Below are 23,048 nucleotides of genomic sequence, written 5' to 3'. Positions count from 1 at the left end.
CACCCTCCGGTAGCCAGCCAATCTTTTCCACCCTTGACGGAGAGGCTGTCATGTTACCGACCCACCGCTTACGTTCGCTATCCTGCCTGGCGCCGATGCGCTTTTTGCCGGCCGAGCGTCCGTATCAATCCGCAGCCATCACCGCACGCACCGCTGAAATCAACGAAAGCGGCTTAGGTTTGGTTTTGGCAATCGGACTGCATCTGACCTGGTTCGGCTTGATGCCGAACAGTGATACCCAACCATCGCCGACGCCGCCGCGCCCCATCATGGTGGAATGGATCAATAGCGCCCAACCGGCATCGGAGCCGCCGCAAGTCCAGCCAAAACCGCCGGTCCCGACACCGGCCAAGGCGGTCAACAAAACCAAGGCCGCCGCCAAGCCGCTCAAGCAACCGCGTCTAATCGCGGCGGCCAACCATGAATCCGCCTCAAGCGCCGCGCCGGAACCCATACCGGAATTGCCGCCCGCCGAATCCGCGCCAACCCCCGCAATCACCCCTTCGGCGCCCGCGCCGACATCCGCGCCAGCGGAAACCGCCAACGCCTCCGCGCCGTTGAGCCTACCGAACCTGAATGCCGATTATCTGAACAATCCAGCGCCTACCTACCCGCCCGCCTCCCGCCAACTGGGCGAGCAAGGCAAGGTCCTGCTCCGGGTCCTGGTCAACGGCGACGGCGGAGTGGACCAAGTCACGTTGCGCAAAACCAGCGGCTACGACCGCCTCGACCAAGCCGCGCTGGAAACCGTCAAACAATGGCGCTTCGTGCCCGCCAAACGCGGCGAACAAACCGTCTCCGCCTGGGTCGTGATACCCGTTTCATTCTCTCTGGAAGGATAAACCATGGAACTCAACCAAAGCCTCAATCACTTTCTGAGCCAAACCGACAGCGTCGGGGCCGGCTTGTTCGGCCTGCTGCTGACGATGTCGGTGGCCAGTTGGTATTTCATCGTCGTGAAAGCGTGGCGCGCGGTGCGCGTGCGGCGCCAAGCCGACGACTTTCTGCGCCGCTTCTGGAACGCGGACACCTTATCCGAGGTCGCGAGCCAGGTACGAGGCCGCGATCCATTCAGCAACCTAACCCGGCATGCGCTGGCGGCCAGTCAGCATCACGCCCGCCACGGCCACGGGTTGCAGCAAGCCGGCTCGGCGAGCGACTTTCTGACCCGAGCGATGCGCCGCGCCATCGACGAAGAAACCGCCCAACTGGAATGGGGCCTGACCGCGCTCGCCTCGATCGCCAGCACCGCGCCTTTCGTCGGCCTGTTCGGCACGGTGTGGGGGGTTTATCACGCGCTGGTCGGTATCGGCCAGGGCGGACTGGCAACCCTGGACCAAATCGCCGGACCGGTCGGCGAAGCGCTGATCATGACCGGCCTGGGTTTGGCGGTCGCGATTCCGGCGGTACTGGCCTATAACGACTGCGTGCGCGGCAATCGCCTGTTGCTGTCGCGCCTGGACGGCTTCGCCCATGATCTGTTTGCCTTCCTGACCACCGGCAGCGCGCTGAATCCGGGCCAGATCCCCACTCAGCCCATCGGCGCGGAACTGGCTTACGTCGGCGGAGAACACTAATGGCTTTCGGCGGCTTCGACAAACAGGGCGCCGGCGGCCACACCGTGTCGGAAATCAACATGATCCCGTTGATCGACGTAATGCTGGTGCTGCTGGTGATTTTCATGATCACCGCGCCGATGATGACCCACGCGGTGAAAATCGACCTGCCCAAGGCCAGCAGCATTCCGCAACGGCCCGAGCAGCCGCCGATCGCGCTGTCCATCGACGCGGACGGCGGGATATTCTGGAATCGAGACGCGATCGACCGCGACGAATGTCGGCGACGCCTGACGGAAATCGCCCAGTCGCCCGAACAGCCGGAACTGCATGTGCGCGCCGACCAAAACGTGCCGTACCGTTTCGTTGCCGAGACCTTGGCCGATGCCGCCAAGGCCGGCGTCACCCGAATCGGTTTCGTCTCCGAGCCGGAAAAACCTTAACCCGCGCGGCCGGACCGCGATCCGGCCAACCCGCCACCCAGCCTTCGACCGCCAGGTAGCCGAATACTCGAGGACAACGCTAGTCTCACGGAGCACGCATGCGAATTCCGATGTTATCGGTACTGCTCCCGGCGCGGAACCCGAGCACTGATGGCAAGGCTGCCGCGAACCGCCGTTTGAACAGCGCGGCGGTCGTGACTGCGACGGATGCCGACCAGGATAGGTCGGCCGACAAGGATGTCACCCTTCCGTTTGCCGCCAAGCCATCGAACGGCCCGACGACGCCATGGCGTCTCCGGCTGATAGAGAAAGTACCGATTTATTAATGCTACCTTGTCAGATTCTCGGTAGTGCTCGTCATTTCGGCAGGGATTGCCGAAATCCAGACCCCACGGACGGATCGAAGCTTGCCATCCATGGCACTGGATGCCCGCGTCCCGGCGGGCATGACGGCATTGCTTAAATCTGACAAAGTAGAATTAACCCGGCCCTTATAAACACCGTTCGCCCCGAGCCTGTCGAAGGGCACGCCAGCCTGGGCTTAGCCGAACCCAGCCCGAACGGAAATACCCGTGATAGATGGGACCGCTTTATAAATCGGATTGGCCGACCGGCCAACTCGGCGAACGACAAGGCCCAAACGGCCTGTCGAAATTATTTGACCTTAAACCCCGTCAGCCCCCTAGCCAGCGTGCCAGGCAGCCAGCGATTCCGACTGCTTGCGACAACACATGGTTGACATACACGAATTTTCGACGATACCCGGCATCCGACGCCGCTATCCGAAGCCGCTGCCCAAGCGGGATGCGCGGCATTGCCGGCTGTGCCTGATGCTGTGGCTGCTGGCCGGTCCGACACACGCCGAAGAGCCTTCCACGGACGCGGCGGAAGACCTCGAGCTACCGACCGTCACGGTCAAATCCGCCGCGGAAGTCAAAAAGACCGCCTCAGCCGGTACCCAATCGACGATAGAAGCGGCGACGATAGAGCAACGCATGGTCCGCGACATCAAGGATCTGATTCGCTACGAACCCGGTGTCAATGTCGGCAGCGATCCGCAACGTTTCGGCTCGACCGGCTTCACGATACGCGGACTAGGCGGCAACCGGGTATTGATGCAGATCGACGGCGTGCGCCTGCCGGATAGCTTCAGCATCGGCTCGTTCGCCAATTCAACCCGCAACGCGGTGGACATGGACGCGCTGAAAGCGGTCGAGATCGTACGCGGCAGCGGCCCGGCGGCCTATGGCGGCGACGCGCTGGGCGGCACCGTCAATTTCGTCACCAAGGACCCGCAAGACTATTTAAAGGTATTCGGCAAACCCAGCTATACCGGCCTGAAATTGCATTACAACACCACCGATAACCAATTCAGCCAAACCGGCACCGCCGCCGGCGCGCTGGGCGGCTGGGAGGGATTAGCGGTGTTCACCCACAGCCACGGCAACGAAACCGACAACCAAGGCGGCATCGACAGCCGCGATGCGCGGCGAACCCTGCCCAGCCCGCAAGACAATCAGGGTTACAACCTGCTGGCTAAATTGCTGTACCGCTTCAACGACGACAACGTGCTGCGGATCAGCGGCGAATGGCTGAACAAAGTCTCGGAGTTCGACGCGTTGTACGGCCAGAATCTGGACATCAGCAACCGCTTCGTCAACCGGATGTTGACCGACGACGACCAATCGCGTTGGCGGCTGGCACTGGACCACACGCTGAAAGCCGTGCAAACGCCGCTGTTCGACCAAGTCTTCTGGCAGTTTTACACGCAACGCTCGGCCACCCGCCAGGTCACTTTTCAGGACCGGACCTCCAACGCCAACGGCCACGTATTGGTCGAGCGCATCTTCGATTTCGATAACCAGGACTTAGGCGGCCAACTGCGACTGGACAAGCATTTCCAGTTCGCCGTCGGCGAGCACGATCTGCAATACGGCGGCCAGATCAGCAAAAACAGCGTGGCCCAGCAGCGCGACGGCACCCTGACCTGCCTGACCGGCAAACCGCGTCCGCCGCGCCAGGGCGGCGTCACCCCGGAGTGCGGCAACGGCAAGGGTACCGTCACCCATACGATACTGCCCGACGAATTTCCGGTGCGCGACTTTCCGCTCAGCACCGTTACCAAGGCCGGCGCTTACCTGCAGGACACGATAGGCCTATTCGGCCGGCGCGTCGAACTGATCCCCGGCGGCCGTTGGGAATACTACCGGCTATTGCCGCAAAGCGATTACCTGTTCGAAAAGGCTTCGGCCCAAGCCGTCGCGGAAGGCGCGGCCCCCATCGTACCGACCATTAAGGACGCCGAAGCCTTTCTACCCAAATTCGGCGCGCTGCTGCATTTGAACGCCACCTTCACGCTGCACGGCCAATATAGCCACGGCTTCCGGGGTCCCAACTTCAGCGACAGCAATCTGGGCTTTACCAATGCCACCTTCGGCTACACCACAATACCCAACAGCGCCTTGACTCCGGAAACCAGCGTCGGCGCCGAAGTCGGCTTGCGCGGCCAGGGCAGCGCCGGCCAATTCGACGCGACCTTGTTCCGCAACGACTACGAGGACTTCATGTACGACGCGACCATCTGCGACCAAGGCAGCGGCTGCCAATACCTGACCTTTCAAACCGTCAACAGCCCCGATCCCATCCGCATGCAAGGCGTCGAATTCAAGAGCCAAGTATTTCTGGATTGGTTTTGGCCCGAACTGTCCGGCGCCAGCCTGCTGCTGAGTGGCTCCTACACCGAAGGTACCAATCTGCGTAGCGGCCGGAGCGACGATGTCGCGTTGCGTAAGATCAGTCCTATCAAGGGCGTGGTCGGCCTGCGTTACGATCGAGCCGCCGGCGATTGGGGCGGCGAACTGATCCTGACCCTGGTCGGCCCCAAACAGGCGGCCGCGGCGCCGGCCGACGCCAGCTATTTGACCAGCGGCTACGGCGTCGTCGATTTCAACGCCTATTACCGGATCAATCCGCACGTCAGCCTAAACCTCGGTGTGTTCAACGTCTTCGACAGCCGTTACATCGATTGGGAAGACGTGGACACCCAGGAAAGCAATCCGCACCGGAATTTGGGTCCGTTCGCCAATGCCGACATCCGCGACCGCTATTCCCGGCCCGGCCGCAACCTCGGCGTCACGCTGAAAATCGCTTACTGAAGAGAACCACGATGAATCATAGCCACCGGGCCAACGGCCCGAAAAAACAACTGGAAGCCTTGTTCGACGAACTGTTGCACCACGACGGCTTCGGCGAACTGCGCGTGGAAATGCGCCTGCTCAAGCGCGGCCAGAAGGAAGTCATCATTCATTGCGGCAAGCAATACCGCTACGTCGTGGATTTCCAGTCCCGCTACCGGCCGCCGACGGAACTCGCCGCGCCGCCGCGCGAGCGGGCTGGCCTGGACGAAACCTCATGAGTTTTTTCCATCCGCCACCGCCGATGGCGTCAGCCATCGTGGATCGCCGGCTCGGGGCCGAAGCGGCGGATCGTATATTCGGCAATACCCGCGCACCGTCTTCCTGGCGAAGAGCTGCGTTCACATTCATTCAAAGGACATTACCCATGAAACACTTGCATCAATCGACCCTGATCGCCAGCCTGCTGGCCGTTGCCGGCATCGCCAACGCCGATTACACCAACAATCCCGATCCCTACGCGGCCGGCTACGGCTTCGACACCCCGAGCGAAGCCGCTTGGGGCGGTTGGGATCGCGGCGACACCGGCACGCTCTACGCGGAGTGGGACACCTTCGTCGACAGTTCCTACCCCGGCACTCGCACCGCCGCGCCGGACGTCGGCAGCGCCGGCACCAGCAATGCCAATCTGGCCTGGAACAGCGGCACCTTCGTGGCCGGCTCGGGCAATCTGTACAGCTTCAGCGTCGTCGAAAACTTCGTCGCCTCGCTGAGCGGCAGTACTTCCGGCGCCACCCGCGCGGTGCTGCAATTCGAAACCTGGGGCGTCGAAGCCAATTACTCCAACATTCTGCTCAACGGCGAGGCGCCGACCTATACCGCGCAGACCTACTACGATCCGGCCTACGACAGCTCGTTCGGCGCGGTCGCGCTGGTGCAGTATCTGGCCTTTTGGGATCTGCCGACCGCGGCGGCCAGCTATCAATTCACGTTCGGCAGCGCCGAACCCAGCCTGAGCCTGGGCCAAGTGGCAATCGACATCGGTCCGCTGACTACCTCGGGCGGACCGATTTCCAACGTGCCGTTGCCGGCGGCGGTTTGGATGTTCGGTACCGGTCTGATGTCGCTGCTCTACGCGAACCGCCGTAACTCCCTGGCCGCTTGATGCGACCGCCGCCTTGCGCGAGCCCCCCGCCGCGCAAGGCGGCCCCTTCCTCGACCTGTAGGAGATTCGCTATGCTAAACATTCAATTGACCCAAGACGCCACCGCGCCGGACACCTTAAAAGCCGCATGGCGCGAATTGCTAAGCTGCCGGCCGCATCTGCGGATACGCGACGCGGCCGCCACGCTGGGCGTCAGCGAAGCGGAACTGTTGGCCTCGGGCTGCGGCGACAACGTCATCCGGCTGCAAGCCGGCGACTGGCCGGCGCTGCTGAGCGGCGTCGCCGCACTGGGACCGGTGATGGCGCTGACCCGCAACGCCGCCGCCGTCCACGAAAAAACCGGCGAATACGCTCGGCCGCAAGTCCACGGCCGGCTGGCGATCGTCGCCGGCCGCCGCATCGACCTGTGTCTGGCGCTAAGCGACTGGTATTGCGCTTACGCGGTCAGCGAAGCGTCGGCCGACGGCCCGCGCCGCAGTCTGCAATTCTTCGGTGCCGACGGCGAAGCCGTCCACAAGATATATCTATTATCCCAACCCTTAAAGACCGTTCGCCCCGAGCCTGTCGAAGGACGAACGACCTCGGGCTTAGACGAACCGAGCCCGAACGGAATGCCCTCGAGCAATCGGGCCGGGGTCATAAACCAAGGCGCGAATATCGAAGCCTATCGGGATTTAGTCGAGCGCTTTCGCGCCGCCGATCAGTCGGCACGGCTGGAACTGCCCGCCACCGCGCCCGGCGCGCCGTGGCTAAACCCGCAGCCGGAGTTGCCGGCCCAATGGCAGCGCTGGACCGCATTGTGGCGCCACGCCGAAACCCGGCAAGCGGCCGCGTGCCTGCCGGCCGGGCTGTTTCGGGATTTCGTCGGTCAACTGGCGCAAGCCTTGCTGCCTATCCACATCCTGACCGCCAGCCGCGCCGCGTTGCAAGTCCATGCCGGCCCGGTGCAAAACCTGCGGATTACCGGTCCCTGGTTCAACATCCTCGATCCCCAGTTCAATCTGCATTTAAACGAGACCGCCATCGATCACTTGGCGATCGCCGAACTAGCCTTCCGCCACCAACGCTTTAGCGGCCTGCTGCTGCGCGACGGCGCCGGCCGAACCGTCGCGGCGCTATGCGGCGAATTCGACGAAGACGCCGGCGAGAGTCCGCCGTGGCGCGACTTCCTGGCGGCACTACAGCGCTCGGCATCCCCAAGACCAACCCAGGTCTAGCCCGACCACTTTGTCATTTTTTCCCGGAGAACTTTTATCATGAACCACCCAAACATCGATCTCGACCAAGTCCGCGCCGCCTGTCAAGCCCTGCCGCAAAGCTTCGACTCGGTGCTGATGGCGACCGTCGGCGCCGCCGGCGAACCGGAAGCCAGTTACGCCGCCTACGTGCGCCACGACGGCGACTACTACATTTACGTCAGCGAACTATCCGCCCATACCCGTAACCTGCTCGACAACGGCAAGGTCTGTCTGCTGTTCGTCGAAGACGAAACCAAGGCCGCGCACTTGTTCGCCCGCCAGCGCGTGACCTACCACTGCGCCGCCGCCGAAATCGACCGCGATACCGCATCCTTCGAATACCTGATGAGTCTGTTCGAGGAAAAATTCGGCGCCTTCATCCGCCAATTACGAAAAATGCAGGACTTTCATTTGTTCCGGATACGGCCGCAACGCGGCAGTTTCGTGCAAGGTTTCGCCAAGGCGTTCGCGATTGAAGGCGACGACTTGGCGCAAATCCGCCACGTCAACGACGTCGGCCACCAGACCCGCGAACCGGCCGAAGCGCCGGCATAGGCGGAGCGACTTTAGCCGCGAGCGAGGCAGCCTATCAATCCTGCCATTAAATACCGTTCGTCCTGAGCCTGTCGAAGGGCGAACTACCTCGAGCTTCGACGAACCCAGCCCGAACGGAGCACCAGGGATAAATAGGGCCTAATGAATGAATCAAACGAAAAACCCAACATGAAACAGACTACATCCCTATTGATCCGGCCTAGTGAAGTTTTAATATCCGTTCGCCTTGAGCCTGTCGAAAGGCGGCTTGTACTTCTACCAAATCAGCACGAACGGTTCACACACTTAAGGGCCGGATCAATAAGCCATAAACTTGCGCGAGCCGCCTGCGCGGCCCTCTTTTGGCTAACCGCCGCCGCGCCGGCCGACGCCACCGTGCCGAGCCGCATCGTCTCGGTCGGCGGCGCGCTGACCGAAATCGTCTACGCCCTAGACGGCGCGGAGCGTCTGGTCGGCGTCGACACCACCAGCCTGATCCCGGCCGCCGCCCAGGCGCTGCCGCAAGTCGGCTACATGCGCACGCTGTCGGCCGAAGGCGTGTTGTCGCTAAACCCGGACCTGGTGCTGGCCAGCGCCCACGCCGGCCCGCCGGCGGTGCTGGAGCAATTGCGCGCGGCCGGCGTGCAAATTCAAACGCTAGCCGAGGACTATTCCGCCGCCGGCATCACCGCCAAAATCGGCGCGATCGCCGCCTTGCTGGATAAGCCCGAGCAAGGTCGGGCACTGGCCGGCCAGGTGCAAGCCGACTTCGACCGATTGGCACAGTGGCGCGCGCAACGCGTCGAGCAACCCAAGGTGCTGTTTTTAATGGCGGTGGCTCACGGCGCGCCGCTGGCTTCAGGGCGCGGCACCGCCGCCGACGCGGTGTTAACGCTGGCCGGCGCCATCAACGCCGCCGGCGAACTGCAAGGCAACAAACCGATAGGCACCGAGGCGATGGTCGCCGCCGCGCCGGACGTGATTCTACTAACCGATGTGGCCGCCAACGCCATCGGCGGCCTGGAGGCGTTCTACCGACAACCCGGCATCGCCCAAACGCCGGCCGGCCAACAACGTAAAGTCTTTATCGTCGATACCCTGGCCTTGCTCGGCTTTGGCTTGCACAGCGGCCAGGCCGTGCTGGAACTAGCCAAACGGCTGCACGGCGAACCGGCAGTTGCCGCCGACGTAGGGGCAGGCCGATGACCGTCCATGCCGTGATGGCGACGGCCGGACCGCGTCTTCGGCTAAAACCGAGCTTGAGCCGCGCCGGCCTGTGCTGGCTGCTGGCATTGCTGCTGGCCGTCGCCGCCTTGGCCGCGCTGGGCAGCGGCGCGGTCGCCATCTCGGCCGGCCAGGCCGTCGCCATCGTCGCCGACCGCTTCGGTATCGCCCTGCCCTGGCCGTTCGGCACCGACCAGCAAGCGGTGCTGTTGGTGATTCGCGCGCCGCGCCTGGTGTTGGGATTGCTGGTCGGGGGAGCCTTGGCGGCGTCCGGCGCGGCGATGCAGGGTTTATTCCGCAATCCGCTGGCCGATCCGGCCTTGATCGGCGTTTCCAGCGGCGCGGCGCTGGCCGCGGTGGCGGTCATCGTGTTGCGCGACAGTCTGTTCGGCGCCGTGGCCGGCGCATTCGGCGCCTATTTATTGCCGGTCGCGGCCATAGTTGGCGGCTTTGCGGTCAGTTGGCTGGTGTACCGGCTGGCCGACAGCGGCGAGCGGCTGGACGTAGCCTCGCTGTTGCTGTCCGGCATCGCCATCAACGCGCTGGCCGGCTCGGCCACCGGCTTGCTGGTCTATCTGGCCGACGACGACCAGTTGCGCAGCTTGACCTTCTGGAGCCTGGGCAGCCTTAACGGTGCCGGCTGGGACGGCGTCGCCATCGGTGCGCCGTTTTTACTGGCCAATTTGCTGCTGTTGCCGTGGCTGGCCGATGCCTTGAACGCCTTGCTGCTCGGTGAAGCCGAAGCCGGCCATCTGGGATTTCCGGTCGAACGCATCAAAACCGGCGTGGTGGCCTTGGTTGCGCTCGGCGTCGGCGCGGCGGTGGCATTGTCCGGCGTGATCGGCTTCGTCGGTCTGGTGGTGCCGCATCTATTGCGACTGGCCCTAGGGCCGGACCACCGCTGGCTATTGCCCGCGTCGGCGCTGCTCGGCGCCTTATTGTTGATCTGCGCCGACTACCTGGCCCGCAGTTTGGCGGCGCCGGCCGAAATCCCGATCGGCATCGTCACCGGCCTGCTCGGCAGTCCGTTTTTTCTGTGGCTGCTGTTCCGGCAAAAACTGATGGGCCATTGACATGTTGCAAGCCATAGACCTGAGCCTGCGCGTCGGCGCGAAAACCTTGCTAGATGGCGTGACGCTGACACTGCGCCCCGGCGAAGTACTGGCCGTGGCCGGCCCGAACGGCGCCGGCAAATCCAGCCTGCTGCGGGCCATCAGCGGCGAACTGGCGCCGTTCGCCGGCCAAGTGACGATGAACGGCCGGCTGCTGGCGGAATGGCCGCCGCAACAGGCGGCATTGCTGCGCGGCGTGTTGCCGCAAAGCGCCGGACTGGCATTCCGCTTCACGGTGCGCGACGTGGCCTTGATGGGCCGCAGCCCGCAACGCAAAACCCACAGCGCCGCGCGAAACCGGGCCATCGCCGAACACGCGCTGGCGATGACCGATACCGGCCATCTGGCCGAGCGCATCTACACCACGCTGTCCGGCGGCGAACGCCAACGAGTGCAACTGGCGCGGGTGCTGGCGCAAATCTGGGAACCGCAAGACCCGCTGCATCGCTATTTGTTGCTGGACGAACCCACCTCGGCGCTGGACCTGGCCCATCAGCACGCGGTGCTGGCCATCGCCCGCCGCTTCGCCGATGAACAACACGCCGGGGTGTTGGCGGTGTTGCACGACCTGAACCTAGCCGCGCTGTACGCCGACCGCATCGCGCTATTGCATCAAGGCCGGCTGGCCGCCATCGGCACGCCGGCGCAAACCCTGAACAGCGAGCTGATCCGGCAAGTATTCGCCTACCCGGTCAGCATCAGCCGTCATCCGCAAAACCCGGACGCGCCGTTGGTGATTCCGCGGCGGCAAGTAGCGCCGGGCGTTCAGGAGCAATGAGTTATTAACCGGGCCTTCAAATACCGTTCGCCCTGAGCCTGTCGAAGGGCACACCGCCTGGGCTTAGCCGAGCTCAGCTTAAACGGAATAACCGTGATCAATAGGACCGGAGCCACGTAGCAGGCACTCGATTACCCGGAATACCCGGTTTAACGTGTTCGGAGAAATGCGTTAACAAAAGCCGCCAAGGAAGGCGGCACCTTACAATTCAATCCTGCGGATTTATCCGGCATGGCAATGGTGTTATTGGGAGTAAAATCGAATAAACTGGCAGCGAACACTAGCCCGGCTGCAATCGGTCGATCCAGTGATTCAATGATGCCTACAGCCCGTTACCGGTCATTAGTTTTGATTGCCGAATGGTATACGGAAGCTGTTTAATTACTAATTAGGTAAAAGAAAGAAAACCATGAACCAAACCCTTTACGACGAGCTTGTGCGGCTTGCAAGAGCAAGACAACTAGCCACCTACAGCGACGTATCGCCATTAGTCGGCTTATCTATGGATAGAGACGAAGATCGTGATGAAATCGCCAGATTGCTAGGCGAGATTGCGGTTCATGAACACGCAGAAGGAAGGCCAATGCTGACCGCTCTTATTGTTCACCGCGGAAATGACAACAATCCAGGTGAGGGATTCTTTGCCATTGCTCAGGAGTTTGGCCGTTACAACGGCGGCCGCGAACAGATTTCTCGGCTTACATTTTGGGCAAATCAGGTTACCGAGGTTCATAACCATTGGACACAGTAGATCGCTCTCACCGAGTAGAGCCTAACCCGTCAGTTGAGAGGGACTGCGTGAAAAGCCGCGCGGGCCGCTCACTTCCACGCTAATGACCACGGATCGCACACTGTCATCCCCAAATCGCATGGTGTGGGAGCTGTTCCAAGCCCTGCGTCGACTCTGCGCGCGTGTCGCAGAAGCGCACGCCGCGAAAGATGAGTCGGCGCTTCGTCAAGACGCAGCACTCTGCGTCATCCTGGCAGTTCAATGTGTCGAGGTATTTTTCAACGTCTACTTTCGCGTCCTAATCAGTGAGCCGGCCTATGCTCACGCCGCTCAGGAAATTTCCGAAGAGTTAGCTCGTACGCAATGCGGCCTCGACAGAAAGATAAAAAATTGGCCAAAACTTGTATTCGGCCAGAGGCTTCCCCTAGATAAAGGTGCTGGGCAACGGTTTATCGAGTTGAAGAATCTGCGACACAACCTAATGCACTTCACAAGTTCCCATGAAACGCTTTCTATTCCCGGCATTTCAATTCATGGATTGGCCGATATCACAGCTTACGAATCTCTTTCCGTGCAGGCAGCGTTTGAGGCACTGCACACCGCCGAGGCATTTCTCTGTGAGGTGTTTACCTTGAGAGGCATTCCCCCGGACAACTTACCGCACGCATTGCACTCATGGACCGGCAGGCCCCCGATATGAGGGCTAATCCTGCGGTCAACAGGGATACCTTCTCACGTTGGCGCCCATTATGGAAACAGTTTCAATAAAATCTTGTGACGACGCCACGAGGCTAAGCTTTCGTTTGTCGGGGAGCACAAGCGATGCAATTGATTTCGTTGCCTCGGTAACCGAAGCGCCATTCGTTGGCGAAGTTCAATCCTCTACATATCTCTCGGGTCCACCTAGTCTCCTATTTCAAGAAATGGCGGAATCATGGAAAGGATGGGAAGGTGAAAAAGTTTGGTCAGCGCTTGACGGTGAACTTAGTCTCTCAGCGACAACCACATCACTTGGACACGTTACTTTGAGAATTGAAATGGTTGATCCGTCCGGGAATTTTAGGCTTTATGCCATTCTTGGTTTGGAGGCTGGTCAGCTTGAGAAAATATTTAAGAATGTCAGCCACGTATTTCCGTTGAACGATCGCTAACTAATCACGTCACCCAACTATAACCACTATGCGATTTCCATCGGGTGAGCTAAGCGTTCGGCCTCAAATAACAAAAATTGACATGAGCAACGACAAGACAAGTTGCAATTGCCCGATCAATGTCGCTGCGGTTCAAAACACATTTGCAACATGGGTTCCGGGCACTTGGAACAGCTTGAAAAAATTGGGTATGCACCCGTAAAGCAGAACGCTCCAGCTATTCCGCCGAGCGATGGCAACACAAGTTACCGAATATGCATTTTGAATGGGATCCAAAAAAAGCCGTAATAAACCAGCGTAAGCATGGCGTCACCTTTGAAGAGGCGAGCAGCGCGTTACGCGATGTATTTTCGGCAACAACTCAGGACCCTGATCATTCGAACGACGAGGAGCGTTTTATTACATTCGGCATTTCTTCCCAAGGGCGTTTGCTCACGGTATCGCATACCGAAAGAGGTATTGCAATTCGCATAATATCGGCACGACTAGCCACAAACATTGAGAGGCAAATTTATGAAGAAGGTTAAATCAGAAACGGCGGATGAGCTTCGACCGGAATATCAACGTTCGGATTTCGGTGAGATCGTGCGCGGCAAGTATGCGAACCGAATTAAGGAAGAAACCAATGTGGTACTCCTTGACCCGGACATTGCAGAGGCTTTTCCGAATGATGAGGCGGTGAATAAAGCACTTCGGTATTTGCTGGAAGTGGCGAAAACATCAACCAGCTTAACCCAGCGCTCCAACGATCTTGGTTAGCGCCGTTGGCTAGGATGGACAAGGTTTTCTGCCCACGCGGATTCGAACGGTGGGCAATTTTGCCGCCCCTACCTCTGCTCGCAACATCCGCTGGCGCCGATACCGGTGAGCTTGCGAACCGCACGGAATCGCCCCGGTTTTCTCGACGGCCGCATCCATAGAGCCAGCCGACTCGACCACTGTCCAGTCAGGCTCGGTCGGCACAGCGGCCTTGCCCATGCGTCTCCGCCGATACCCGGCTAGCTTGCCGCCATCGTCGAATACCGCCCCAGACGCCCGGAGTGCGGCGCCACGGGCTACCCGGTCCGCGCTGACCGCTGAATTTTCCGCGCGGTAGCGCGGGTAAACCGTACGGTGGAACGCTTTAACCGTACGGTGGAAGCCGGCGATGGCGCGGTCGGGCGACTCGACCGTGCGTTCTGACGCCTGGAATGCGCGGTGGAACCGACCGAGCGTACGGTGGACTCGATTTACCGTGCGGTGGGCTGATTTTCCGGCGCGGTGGAACCGAAATACCGCGCGACTTTCCGGACCGGCGAAAGCGTGCGGCGAAATCCACGCGCCGCGATTGCCAACGATGGCCGCGAACGCGGCTTGGCCGGCAGCGCCGATGCCGAAATCGGTCCGAACCTTATAGCGTCTAGTTATATCCGCTGGCCGGTCGGCGCGGAACTGCGACAATTGGTCTCACCCCAGTGATGCGCAAGCTGATCTACAATCCACTAAGACTTAGCTTATTCGCTAGTCTAAATCCCCTCTTCTTATCATCACTTCTCCGCTATTGACCAGCCTCCGCGCTAACGGTCAATCCCGGCGCTGTCCTTTTTTAAGGAGTCTTACCATGGCTAAATCCGATTATTTACCCCGCTCCGATGGCGAGCTGCTGCTTTGGCATGATCGTTTTAAAGACAATCTGATCGCATTAAAGGAAAAATTGGGCTTGTCCGATGACGATATTGCGGTAATCGTCAACGATAACGAGGCTTTGCACAGCAAAATTGCCGCTTCCAACATCAGCGCGGCGGCGGCTCAGCATGCCAATGCGGAGAAAACCGCGGCCTGTATTCAGTCGGGCGGTCATACCCGGATTTTGGCTAGGCGCATTAAAACGCTGAGCAACTATACCCAGGCCATCGGCAATTTGCTGGGCATCATCGGCAGCGAGTCCTCTCAGGATTTATCCGAGGCCAAACCGGTATTGAAAGCGATCGATCAAACCGGCGGGGTTGTGGAATTTAGTTTTTTGAAGGGCGGCAGCGACGGCATCAATTTGTACTGCCAGCGCGATAACGACGCGGAGTTCATGTTTCTGGCGCGGGAAACCCAGACTCACTTTATCGATAACCGCGCTCTGTTGGTACCGGGTAAGCCGGAATTGCGTCGCTATACGGCGGTGTATGTGCAAAAAGACCATGAAGTCGGCCAGTTCAGCGACGAATTGGTGGTCAATTGCGCGCCGTGACCGAAGGGATCGCGTTTGTGTTGCGCTACCCTGGCGCGGGTGAGCCGTGCATGCCGCGTCGGGGTCGGTTGGCTTAACGGGTTTGGCGGACTAATCGCCGCGCCTAAATTAAGTTTATCGGGGCGGACGACAATGACTCGTTTCGCCCCGCCGCCAATCCTAGCGAATCAACATGGAGTAAGGCCTTCGCGCTCGCCGGGAAGCGGACATCCTCGGCCAGGGACGGCAAACTCCCTCTCTGCGGCATCTGGATGTCGGCTTTCGCAGCCATACCCATAACAAAAAACCGGCGAAAAATTTTTGAAAGCCGCCGCCTCGGGTTTGGCGGCGGCGTTGGCTGAGCGGCTAATTTAGTTCAACGGCGGTAGGGTCGCCGCGAAATCCCTAATCCAGCCAGTGCCGAAGCAAACAACCAGAAGGCCGCGGGTATCGGTACGGTATTGACGGTGATCGAAGCGTTTGCCGTTAACACATTGCCGTTGGACAGTGTATCGGTGTCGGGATCGAATGCGGGATTGAACGGGCTGCGGGCGAATAAGTCGTAGGTCAGTACGATCTGGCCGTAGCTAGTCCCTTGAGCGGCATCGTCGGCAATTTTAAAGCGGCCCAATCCGGTTTGGTTGCTGTCATCGAACGATTGTCCCCAGGCCGTACTGGCGCCAAAGCCCGGCCCTACGACGAAGAAATTATCGGGTGCGCTGATAAAGTCGGTAAAGGTACCCGGCGAGCTTGAGGATTGAAATTCCGCGCCGGTCACGACCAGAAAGTTTTGGGTATTGGTCAGTAGGAAACCCCAACCCACGGTATCGCCACGGTAACCTGCGATTGCGCCATTGGCGGGCTCCAATTGGAATGCGGTCGAGGCCTGGGTGCTTGGCAGTATGAATAACAAGCCGGCTAACAAGAATATGCGTTTCATCATCAGAATATCTCCGAATTAACAATTAGCGGAATTGATTGGTCAAGGTTTTAGATCCGGATACTTCGCCGTCGTTACTGCTAAACGGAATGCTGACTTTAAATCTGGCGACGTTAGGGCAACCGTTGAAGTTGATGCTGGCCGTACCGCTCACCTGCGCGCCGGCGGCGATATTGCCAACGCCCAATGGGAAACTGGCTGGCGTGGTCACCGTTGGAGCACAAGCCGCACCAGCTACTTGGGTTAGATTCAATGCGTCGATTTGGGCGTTTTCCGCCGGACAACGGCTATCGTTACCGAGCGAAATCGTCCAGATACGGGCGCTTTGGGTACCGGACTTTTTGCTGATGTTGGCCGATAGCTCGGGCAGCTCGCCTACTTGGCAATCCACCGGATTTTCGATGAATCGGTCGGAAAAGTCGGTTTTGGCGTAATCGTAGGCGACCACATTGTCGACGATGTACTTGTCGTAAGAGTTGCCGTCGGATTCCGCGCTACTACCTAAAACAAAGCCCGCGGCGGGAATGGCCGCCGGGTTCCATGATGCGGAACTTGAACTGATCAGTTGTCCGTCGCGGTAAACTCTCAATCTATCGCTGCCGCCTTCTATGCCATTGACATTCCAGGCAATCGCGGCGTGGAACGGCGTGCCGATTTGCGCGACAAACTGTTTGGGTTCGTTTGGGGTCAATATTCCAGCCGAGCCTATGCCGCCGAAAATACCCTGGCCGGTAACGCCGTCGCCCCAGTAGAGAAAAAAAGTATCCGTTTGTCCTGAATAGGGGTGACCAAGCAATCCGAAAACGCCGTAGTTGTAGGGTTGCGGCTGGGTGACCTTGGGGATGATCCACATCGAGATCGCGCCGCGTTGCGCGAGATTTCGCATAATTTGGCCTGGGAACTCAACCCAGTTCCAAAGGCCTTTACGAACGTAGCCGTTGCCGAATTTGCCCGGCTCATAAGCGTAATTGCCGCCCATTAGGGTGCCATCCGGTCCTACTTCGCTATGGGTCACCTCGGCGTTACTCCCCAGTTTGTTCCATAACACCACATTACCTGTTTCGGCTATGCCGATGGTTGGGGTCGATAAACCCGGTACGATCAGCAGGCAAGCGACCGCAAGACTTGGTTTGTGTTTGATCTTATTCATAAGAGCCTCCTTGATGGAGTAATGAAATGCGATTTGCCCAAATCCGTTGATACTGTCGGCCAGTCCGAGTGGGCAGGAGAAATTTAGACTTGTTGTAAAAAACCAGGATGAAGCCAGACGCCTTTGCCGGCAACCCGCCGAAAAAAGCCAAAATGAGCGTCAAAAATTACTGTATTAAATATAGGGTAATTTAACCCCATTGACCAGCGTTTTCATTCAGTGGCTGGAAAACCGGCTACGTGTGCTGGTTAATTGTGTTTTGCCGGGTTGAAATTACGTCCTTACAGTGGCCGGGCGATAGCAAAATCAGCCGGCAACTTGATATTGCCGATCGGCTTTCAGCCGACTCCGGGCGGTCATTGAATTTCGAAACGGCGGGCTTTGTGATGTTGCGGACAGCGCAAGCGGTGGGGAAGAAAGTTTCGCGGGCATTGTCGCTGTAAAAGCGCCTGCATTTGCTTGAAGTATTCTGGACAATAAAAAACCCGCTAAGCCAGACAGCTTGCGGGTTTTTGTACTTCGTTGCACTTGCGTGCATAAATCTGTGGTACCGAGGGTCGGAATCGAACCGACACTCCCGAAGGAACCGGATTTTGAATCCGGCGCGTCTACCAGTTTCACCACCCCGGCACAGAAGCAACCATTATACTGCAATTTTATTACCGCGCAACCTCTTTTTAATTGCGAGGTTTAGAGTTTTCATTTTCGCCTCGCCCTACTTAGAGCGCGGCGCGTCCTTGTCGCATTGAAAACCCTAGCGTGTCCTTAAGCTTCCAACATCACCGCCGCTTTAAGTTTTTTCATCGCGTTTTGTTCGAGCTGACGTATCCGCTCGGCGGAGACCTGATAGCGCTCGGCCAGCTCATGCAAGGTGGCTTTTTGTTCCACCAGCCAGCGGCTGGCGAGAATATCGCGGCTGCGCTCGTCCAGTCCCGCCATTGCGTCCAGCAATAGCTCTTCCTTACGGTGTTCCCAATCGCTAGTCTCCAACAGTAAGGCCGGATCGGCGCCCTGCTGCTCCAGATAGGCAATCGGCGCCGGCGAGTTGTCGCTATCGTCGTCGCTGGGCTCCAATCCCACGTCTCTCCCGTCCAGACGGCGTTCCATCTCGTAAACGGTTTTGACGTCGACATCCAGATTTTCGGCAATCGCCTCGGCATCGTCGCGGCTCAGGTAGCTCAGGTCTTTCTTCAGCTTCCGCAAATTGAAGAACAATTTACGTTGCGCCTTGGTGGTAGCCACCTTAACGATACGCCAGTTTTTGATCACGTATTCGTGGATTTCCGCTTTGATCCAATGCACCGCGAACGACACCAGCCGCACGCCCAAATCCGGATCGAAACGTTTGACCGCTTTCATCAAACCGATATTGCCTTCCTGAACGATGTCCGCCATCGGCAAGCCGTAACCGGCATAACCGCGCGCAACGTGGGCGACAAAACGTAAATTGGACATAACCAGTTCCTTGGCGGCTTCCAGATCGCCGAGGTCGCGATAACGGACCGCCAACGCATATTCGTGCTCGGCGCTCAATTTGGGCATCCGGGCAATCACGCTTAAATAATTATCGAATGTCCCGACCGACAAGTTGATCGGCAAAGCCAAAGAGTTATTCATAACAGCCTAGACTCCGTTGATGGTTTATGTGTTGACAGAATTCTAGCACTCGAATACAGAGAGTGCTAATAATTTGATAAAAATCTTCTCAGTCAAAAAGTTAGCGGCATTTTCGGCGAATATTCGCCGCGTCCGGACCGGTTCGGCCACTTTGCGAGTACCGTTTAAACTCGTTAAAATGGCCGACAGTGTTCAACCCCGCGAAATTTGCGGCTTTATCCAATTTCCCGTTTCCTACTCCATGTCAGCGACCGATAGCCCCGTTTCTTCGAATTTCATCCGCCACATCATCGCCGAGGATTTGGCCGCCGCTAAAAACAACGGCAGGGTCGCCACCCGCTTCCCGCCCGAGCCCAATGGCTATCTGCATATCGGCCACGCCAAATCGATCTGCTTGAACTTTACGCTAGCCGCCGAAAACAACGGCACCTGCAATCTGCGTTTCGACGATACCAATCCGGAAAAGGAAAGCGTCGAATATATGGAATCGATCGAGCGCGACGTGGCTTGGCTGGGCTTCCAATGGGCCGGCAAATACCACGCTTCCGATTATTTCGAGACCTTGTACGACTATGCGGTGCAATTGATTATGCAAGGTCAGGCTTACGTGGACAGTTCCACGCCGGAACAAATGCGTTTGGATCGCGGCACGCTGACCGAACCCGGTAAGCCTAGCCCGGACCGCGACCGCCCTATCGAAGAAAACCTGGACCTGTTCCAACGCATGCGCGCCGGCGAGTTCGCCGACGGCCAATACGTGCTGCGTGCCAAAATCGACATGGCTTCGCCCAACATTAATATGCGCGACCCGGCGATTTACCGCATCCGCCGTGCTCATCACCACCGCACCGGCGACGCCTGGTGCATCTATCCGATGTACGACTACACCCACTGTTTGTCGGATATGCTGGAGGGCATCACCCACTCGATCTGCACGCTGGAGTTCGAAGACCACCGCCCGCTCTACGACTGGGTCTTGGACGAACTAAAAACGCCGTGCCACCCGCAGCAAATCGAGTTCGCCCGCCTGCAACTGGAATACACCATCGTCAGCAAGCGCAAACTACTGCAACTGGTCACCGAAAAACACGTCACCGGCTGGGACGACCCGCGCATGCCGACCATCTCCGGCCTGCGCCGCGCCGGCGTACCGCCGGAAGCGATCCGCGATTTCTGCGAGCGCATCGGCGTGACCAAGAAAAACTCCTGGATAGAAATGAGCTTTCTGGAGACCTGCATCCGCGACAACCTCAACGACAACGCGTTACGGGCGATGGCGGTCTTGCGGCCGTTGCCCGTCGTCATCACTAACTGGGAAGACGGCAAGAGCGAGACTTACCAAATCGCCAACCACCCGCAAAAACCGGAAATGGGCAGCCGCGAAGTGGCGTTCGGCAAAGTGATATTGATCGAACAAGACGACTTTATGGAAAACCCGCCCAAAGACTTCAAACGTCTGGTGCCCGGCGGCGAAGTGCGCTTGCGCGGTTCTTACGTGATCAAATGCGAGGAAGTCATTAAAGACGCCGCCGGCAATGTCGTCGAACTGCGTTGCAGCTACGACCCGGCCACGCTAGGCAAGAACCCGGAAGGGCGCAAGGTCAAGGGCGTGATTCACTGGGTCTCCGAACAACACGCGCTGCCGGCGGAAATCCGCCTCTACGACCGCCTGTTCAGCCACCCCAACCCGGACACGCTGGACAATTTCCTCGACGGCATCAACCCCGACTCGCTGGAAGTCTTGACAGACGCCCGCGTCGAAGCCAGCCTCGCCAACGCCACGCCCGATACCCGTTACCAATTCGAACGCACCGGCTATTTCTGCGCCGACAGCGTCGATAGTAAGCCGGGGAAATTGGTGTTTAACCGGACGGTAACGTTGAGGGATAGTTGGGGGAAGTGATTTGAATTTGGCCTATGAGTAGGTAGGGTGGAAAAGCGCAACGCCTTCCGCCATTTGACTTTTCGATCTGTGATGCATGACGCTATCGCTTATGCACCCTACGGTCCTAGCCGAAGTGGTGCGTAATGCCACCCTAACATAACGGTCAACATGACGCTCCGCGATAAAGCCGCGCAGCGTCGGTTTCCACTACGTTGCGCTCCGGTACCAATAACTTTCAGCGTCTGGCCGCCACATGACTCCTCGAATTCATCCTACCCACGCTAAAACCTCACTGAAGGTTATGCTGTCGATTCTTGCGGTTTCGGTAGTGCCCTTTGCATACTCATTTTATGCCGCATATCAGCCGAACGACGAATCGCTGGAGACAATAAGCATTGCCGTGCTAATGATGATGTGGATTTTTGTGATGCTGATCGGAGCGCTACGTATGTACGTCGCCAAGTGCCCGACTTGCAACCGATGGATGCACCGGCGTACTAAACGGCTTAGCGCGCCTGAGACCATTCACTTCACCTGCGAAAAATGCCGCATCGACTGGGATTCGACAATCGCGAAGAGCGATTAGCCCGCCACTGGTGTCCGGCACATCCGCGTATAAACCGCAATGCCGATTCGCCGATTGCAAAACCCGGCAATCCCATCAACAATAAGAAATATTTCTAGCCTAAGGATCAGGAGCGTCCCATGTCCGTACCGATGCCCAAATCGAACCACTTGACGCCGGAAGATTATCTGGAAATGGAGTTGTCCAGCCCAATCAAGCATGAATACGTCGCCGGCGAGGTGTTCGCGATGACCGGCACCAGCGACAGCCATAACATCATCGCGCTAAACCTCGCTTTTATCCTAAGGGAGCACCTGCGCGGCACGCCGTGCCGAGTGTTCATGTCCGACGTCAAATTAAAGGTCGCCGCGGCGGACGCGTATTTTTACCCCGATCTGATGGTCACTTGCGAGACCGCGCCGGATAGCCATTTCCGCGAACAGCCGAAACTGGTCGTCGAAGTCCTGTCGGATTCCACCGCCAAATTCGACCGCGAGGACAAGCGCCAGCTATACCAGTCACTGGACAGCCTGCAAGAATATGTACTGGTCGCGCAAAGCTGCATGGACGTGCGCGTTTACCGGCGTACCGACGACGGTTGGGACATGAATATATACACCGACGGCGCCACGATCCCGCTAGCATCGGTTGAACTGAATATCCCCATCGAAAGCATTTACGAAGCGGCTTGGGATTGATCCGCCGCACTGGAAACGAAATGACCTTGAACGCTGAACTATTACAACATTTGCAACAAACCACCGGCCGCACGCTGCGGAATCCGCGCATCGCCAGCGTCGGCGGCGGCGACATCAATGCCGCTTACCGCTTGCGAGCCGACGGGGTGGATTGGTTCGTCAAGCTGAACCGGGCGTCGCTGGCGGACATGTTCGCCGCCGAGGCCGCCGGATTGCGCGAACTGCGCGAATCCGGCACGGTCGAGGTACCGGAGCCGATTTGCCACGGCCGTTTCGCCGACCAATCCTATCTGGTGTTGCACTTTGTCGAGCTTGGCCCGCTGCATTCGACCGCCGCCGGCCGCTTCGGCGAAGCGCTGGCCGCTTTGCACCGGATACGCCAGCCCTGGTTCGGCTGGCATCGCGACAATACGATAGGCTCCACGCCGCAATTCAACCGGCGCGCCGACGACTGGGTCGAATTTTGGCGCGACCGGCGCTTGGGCGAACAATTGCGCATCGCCGCCGAGAACGGCCATGGCGGCCCGTTGCAAAGCTTGGGCGAACGCTTGCGGGAACGCGTCGGCCAGTTTTTCAGCGATTACCGCCCCCACCCTTCGCTGTTGCACGGCGATTTATGGGGCGGCAACGCCGGCTGCGACGCGCAAGGCCAACCGCTGATGTACGATCCGGCTTGTTATTACGGCGACCGCGAAGCGGACATCGCGATGACCGAATTGTTCGGCGGTTTCAGCCGCGATTTCTACGCGGCCTACCAACGAGAATATCCGCTGGACAGCGGCTACAAAACCCGCGTCACGCTCTACAACCTCTACCACATCCTCAACCATCTGAATTTATTCGGCGGCGGCTATCAGAGCCAGGCCAAGCGCATGATGGAACAGCTCCTGGCGGAATTGGGTTAAACGCCGTCGATGTCCCGCTCCGT

25 protein-coding genes and 1 tRNA gene are annotated in these 23,048 nt (G+C 58.9%); 22 read left to right on the top strand and 4 right to left on the bottom strand.

Features of this window, described 5'->3' with window-relative positions:
* Positions 1 to 50 precede the first annotated feature (50 nt).
* The 19 genes from A1355_RS16360 (at position 51) to A1355_RS16270 (ending at position 15,286) form a co-directional block, all read left to right on the top strand.
* The gene (locus A1355_RS16360; RefSeq protein ID WP_064030088.1) at positions 51 to 842 is read left to right on the top strand and encodes an energy transducer TonB; all 792 of its coding nucleotides are present in this window, start codon (positions 51 to 53) and stop codon (positions 840 to 842) included.
* A 3-nt stretch (positions 843 to 845) separates the two neighbouring features.
* Positions 846 to 1,577: a MotA/TolQ/ExbB proton channel family protein gene (locus A1355_RS16355; RefSeq protein WP_064030086.1), complete on the top strand. Its 732-nt coding sequence runs from the start codon at positions 846 to 848 to the stop codon at positions 1,575 to 1,577.
* On the top strand, positions 1,577 to 1,999 hold the full coding sequence (locus tag A1355_RS16350) for an ExbD/TolR family protein (protein ID WP_064030084.1): 423 nt from the start codon (positions 1,577 to 1,579) through the stop codon (positions 1,997 to 1,999). The genes A1355_RS16355 and A1355_RS16350 overlap by 1 nt, the downstream gene beginning before the upstream one ends.
* 98 nt (positions 2,000 to 2,097) lie before the next feature.
* On the top strand, positions 2,098 to 2,325 hold the full coding sequence (locus A1355_RS16345) for a hypothetical protein (protein ID WP_157197917.1): 228 nt from the start codon (positions 2,098 to 2,100) through the stop codon (positions 2,323 to 2,325).
* Positions 2,326 to 2,730: 405 nt separating this feature from the next.
* Positions 2,731 to 5,154: a TonB-dependent hemoglobin/transferrin/lactoferrin family receptor gene (locus tag A1355_RS16340; protein ID WP_231883698.1), complete on the top strand. Its 2,424-nt coding sequence runs from the start codon at positions 2,731 to 2,733 to the stop codon at positions 5,152 to 5,154.
* Between the two features lie 11 nt (positions 5,155 to 5,165).
* Positions 5,166 to 5,414 carry a hypothetical protein gene (locus A1355_RS16335; protein ID WP_064030080.1) on the top strand — a complete coding sequence of 83 codons (249 nt, stop codon included), beginning with the start codon at positions 5,166 to 5,168 and terminating at the stop codon, positions 5,412 to 5,414.
* A 146-nt stretch (positions 5,415 to 5,560) separates the two neighbouring features.
* Positions 5,561 to 6,298, top strand: a complete 738-nt coding sequence (locus A1355_RS16330) for a hypothetical protein (protein WP_064030078.1) — start codon at positions 5,561 to 5,563, stop codon at positions 6,296 to 6,298.
* A 71-nt stretch (positions 6,299 to 6,369) separates the two neighbouring features.
* Positions 6,370 to 7,515: a ChuX/HutX family heme-like substrate-binding protein gene (locus A1355_RS16325; RefSeq protein WP_064030076.1), complete on the top strand. Its 1,146-nt coding sequence runs from the start codon at positions 6,370 to 6,372 to the stop codon at positions 7,513 to 7,515.
* Between the two features lie 39 nt (positions 7,516 to 7,554).
* Entirely contained in the window at positions 7,555 to 8,091 is a 537-nt protein-coding gene (locus A1355_RS16320) for a HugZ family protein (protein WP_082885592.1), read from the top strand.
* A 375-nt stretch (positions 8,092 to 8,466) separates the two neighbouring features.
* Positions 8,467 to 9,276: a heme/hemin ABC transporter substrate-binding protein gene (locus tag A1355_RS16315; RefSeq protein WP_231883697.1), complete on the top strand. Its 810-nt coding sequence runs from the start codon at positions 8,467 to 8,469 to the stop codon at positions 9,274 to 9,276.
* A complete protein-coding gene (locus tag A1355_RS16310) occupies positions 9,273 to 10,367 on the top strand; it encodes a FecCD family ABC transporter permease (RefSeq protein WP_064030074.1) in 1,095 nt (364 codons plus the stop codon). The genes A1355_RS16315 and A1355_RS16310 overlap by 4 nt, the downstream gene beginning before the upstream one ends.
* 1 nt (position 10,368) lies before the next feature.
* Positions 10,369 to 11,184, top strand: coding sequence for a heme ABC transporter ATP-binding protein (locus A1355_RS16305; RefSeq protein WP_064030072.1), 816 nt, complete (start codon positions 10,369 to 10,371; stop codon positions 11,182 to 11,184).
* A gap of 409 nt (positions 11,185 to 11,593) precedes the next feature.
* Complete coding sequence (locus A1355_RS16300; protein WP_064030070.1) at positions 11,594 to 11,935, top strand: hypothetical protein; 342 nt, start codon at positions 11,594 to 11,596, stop codon at positions 11,933 to 11,935.
* Between the two features lie 118 nt (positions 11,936 to 12,053).
* On the top strand, positions 12,054 to 12,614 hold the full coding sequence (locus A1355_RS16295) for a hypothetical protein (protein WP_064030068.1): 561 nt from the start codon (positions 12,054 to 12,056) through the stop codon (positions 12,612 to 12,614).
* 49 nt (positions 12,615 to 12,663) lie between these two features.
* A complete protein-coding gene (locus tag A1355_RS25305; protein ID WP_157197916.1) occupies positions 12,664 to 13,065 on the top strand; it encodes a DUF6228 family protein in 402 nt (133 codons plus the stop codon).
* Between the two features lie 254 nt (positions 13,066 to 13,319).
* The gene (locus A1355_RS16285; RefSeq protein WP_064030062.1) at positions 13,320 to 13,592 is read left to right on the top strand and encodes a BrnT family toxin; all 273 of its coding nucleotides are present in this window, start codon (positions 13,320 to 13,322) and stop codon (positions 13,590 to 13,592) included.
* On the top strand, positions 13,579 to 13,824 hold the full coding sequence (locus A1355_RS16280; protein ID WP_064030060.1) for a hypothetical protein: 246 nt from the start codon (positions 13,579 to 13,581) through the stop codon (positions 13,822 to 13,824). Before A1355_RS16285 ends, A1355_RS16280 begins: the two co-directional genes overlap by 14 nt.
* Before the next feature lie 543 nt (positions 13,825 to 14,367).
* Complete coding sequence (locus A1355_RS16275; RefSeq protein ID WP_157197915.1) at positions 14,368 to 14,523, top strand: hypothetical protein; 156 nt, start codon at positions 14,368 to 14,370, stop codon at positions 14,521 to 14,523.
* Between the two features lie 142 nt (positions 14,524 to 14,665).
* Positions 14,666 to 15,286, top strand: a complete 621-nt coding sequence (locus A1355_RS16270; RefSeq protein ID WP_064030057.1) for a hypothetical protein — start codon at positions 14,666 to 14,668, stop codon at positions 15,284 to 15,286.
* A gap of 355 nt (positions 15,287 to 15,641) precedes the next feature.
* Here the strand turns inward: A1355_RS16270 and A1355_RS16265 are convergent, their stop codons facing one another.
* The 4 genes from A1355_RS16265 to rpoH form a co-directional block, all read right to left on the bottom strand.
* The gene (locus tag A1355_RS16265) at positions 15,642 to 16,208 is read right to left on the bottom strand and encodes a VPLPA-CTERM sorting domain-containing protein (RefSeq protein WP_064030055.1); all 567 of its coding nucleotides are present in this window, start codon (positions 16,206 to 16,208) and stop codon (positions 15,642 to 15,644) included.
* Between the two features lie 22 nt (positions 16,209 to 16,230).
* Positions 16,231 to 17,355: a hypothetical protein gene (locus A1355_RS16260; protein ID WP_064030053.1), complete on the bottom strand. Its 1,125-nt coding sequence runs from the start codon at positions 17,353 to 17,355 to the stop codon at positions 16,231 to 16,233.
* A gap of 545 nt (positions 17,356 to 17,900) precedes the next feature.
* Positions 17,901 to 17,985 (bottom strand) — tRNA-Leu (locus A1355_RS16250).
* Between the two features lie 135 nt (positions 17,986 to 18,120).
* Positions 18,121 to 18,972, bottom strand: a complete 852-nt coding sequence (gene rpoH / locus A1355_RS16245) for an RNA polymerase sigma factor RpoH (protein WP_064030049.1) — start codon at positions 18,970 to 18,972, stop codon at positions 18,121 to 18,123.
* Positions 18,973 to 19,213: 241 nt separating this feature from the next.
* On the opposite strand from rpoH, the gene A1355_RS16240 reads away from it, so the two are divergent.
* The 3 genes from A1355_RS16240 to A1355_RS16225 all read left to right on the top strand — a co-directional run bounded on the left by A1355_RS16240 (position 19,214) and on the right by A1355_RS16225 (position 23,025).
* A complete protein-coding gene (locus A1355_RS16240; protein WP_064030279.1) occupies positions 19,214 to 20,875 on the top strand; it encodes a glutamine--tRNA ligase/YqeY domain fusion protein in 1,662 nt (553 codons plus the stop codon).
* Between the two features lie 687 nt (positions 20,876 to 21,562).
* Entirely contained in the window at positions 21,563 to 22,120 is a 558-nt protein-coding gene (locus A1355_RS16230; protein ID WP_064030045.1) for a Uma2 family endonuclease, read from the top strand.
* A gap of 20 nt (positions 22,121 to 22,140) precedes the next feature.
* Positions 22,141 to 23,025 (top strand): fructosamine kinase family protein, encoded by an 885-nt coding sequence (locus A1355_RS16225; RefSeq protein ID WP_064030043.1) that lies wholly within the window; start codon positions 22,141 to 22,143, stop codon positions 23,023 to 23,025.
* Positions 23,026 to 23,048: the final 23 nt, after the last annotated feature.

The sequence above is a fragment of the Methylomonas koyamae genome, from assembly GCF_001644025.1.
Classification (GTDB): Bacteria; Pseudomonadota; Gammaproteobacteria; order Methylococcales; family Methylomonadaceae; genus Methylomonas; species Methylomonas koyamae_A.
This window is presented reverse-complemented; position numbering and strand designations above follow the sequence as displayed.

Excerpts from the sequence above, each read along its gene's own strand:
- A1355_RS25305 (WP_157197916.1), top strand. The coding sequence starts at position 12,664 with ATGGAAACAGTTTCAATAAAATCTTGTGACGACGCCACGAGGCTAAGC.
- A1355_RS16265 (WP_064030055.1), bottom strand. The coding sequence starts at position 16,208 with ATGATGAAACGCATATTCTTGTTAGCCGGCTTGTTATTCATACTGCCA.
- A1355_RS16345 (WP_157197917.1), top strand. The coding sequence starts at position 2,098 with ATGCGAATTCCGATGTTATCGGTACTGCTCCCGGCGCGGAACCCGAGC.
- A1355_RS16325 (WP_064030076.1), top strand. The coding sequence starts at position 6,370 with ATGCTAAACATTCAATTGACCCAAGACGCCACCGCGCCGGACACCTTA.
- A1355_RS16310 (WP_064030074.1), top strand. The coding sequence starts at position 9,273 with ATGACCGTCCATGCCGTGATGGCGACGGCCGGACCGCGTCTTCGGCTA.
- A1355_RS16360 (WP_064030088.1), top strand. The coding sequence starts at position 51 with ATGTTACCGACCCACCGCTTACGTTCGCTATCCTGCCTGGCGCCGATG.
- A1355_RS16335 (WP_064030080.1), top strand. The coding sequence starts at position 5,166 with ATGAATCATAGCCACCGGGCCAACGGCCCGAAAAAACAACTGGAAGCC.
- A1355_RS16305 (WP_064030072.1), top strand. The coding sequence starts at position 10,369 with ATGTTGCAAGCCATAGACCTGAGCCTGCGCGTCGGCGCGAAAACCTTG.
- A1355_RS16225 (WP_064030043.1), top strand. The coding sequence starts at position 22,141 with ATGACCTTGAACGCTGAACTATTACAACATTTGCAACAAACCACCGGC.
- A1355_RS16270 (WP_064030057.1), top strand. The coding sequence starts at position 14,666 with ATGGCTAAATCCGATTATTTACCCCGCTCCGATGGCGAGCTGCTGCTT.
- A1355_RS16260 (WP_064030053.1), bottom strand. The coding sequence starts at position 17,355 with ATGAATAAGATCAAACACAAACCAAGTCTTGCGGTCGCTTGCCTGCTG.
- A1355_RS16355 (WP_064030086.1), top strand. The coding sequence starts at position 846 with ATGGAACTCAACCAAAGCCTCAATCACTTTCTGAGCCAAACCGACAGC.
- A1355_RS16280 (WP_064030060.1), top strand. The coding sequence starts at position 13,579 with ATGAAGAAGGTTAAATCAGAAACGGCGGATGAGCTTCGACCGGAATAT.
- A1355_RS16240 (WP_064030279.1), top strand. The coding sequence starts at position 19,214 with ATGTCAGCGACCGATAGCCCCGTTTCTTCGAATTTCATCCGCCACATC.
- rpoH (WP_064030049.1), bottom strand. The coding sequence starts at position 18,972 with ATGAATAACTCTTTGGCTTTGCCGATCAACTTGTCGGTCGGGACATTC.
- A1355_RS16330 (WP_064030078.1), top strand. The coding sequence starts at position 5,561 with ATGAAACACTTGCATCAATCGACCCTGATCGCCAGCCTGCTGGCCGTT.
- A1355_RS16350 (WP_064030084.1), top strand. The coding sequence starts at position 1,577 with ATGGCTTTCGGCGGCTTCGACAAACAGGGCGCCGGCGGCCACACCGTG.
- A1355_RS16300 (WP_064030070.1), top strand. The coding sequence starts at position 11,594 with ATGAACCAAACCCTTTACGACGAGCTTGTGCGGCTTGCAAGAGCAAGA.
- A1355_RS16230 (WP_064030045.1), top strand. The coding sequence starts at position 21,563 with ATGTCCGTACCGATGCCCAAATCGAACCACTTGACGCCGGAAGATTAT.
- A1355_RS16295 (WP_064030068.1), top strand. The coding sequence starts at position 12,054 with ATGGTGTGGGAGCTGTTCCAAGCCCTGCGTCGACTCTGCGCGCGTGTC.
- A1355_RS16340 (WP_231883698.1), top strand. The coding sequence starts at position 2,731 with ATGGTTGACATACACGAATTTTCGACGATACCCGGCATCCGACGCCGC.
- A1355_RS16285 (WP_064030062.1), top strand. The coding sequence starts at position 13,320 with ATGCATTTTGAATGGGATCCAAAAAAAGCCGTAATAAACCAGCGTAAG.
- A1355_RS16320 (WP_082885592.1), top strand. The coding sequence starts at position 7,555 with ATGAACCACCCAAACATCGATCTCGACCAAGTCCGCGCCGCCTGTCAA.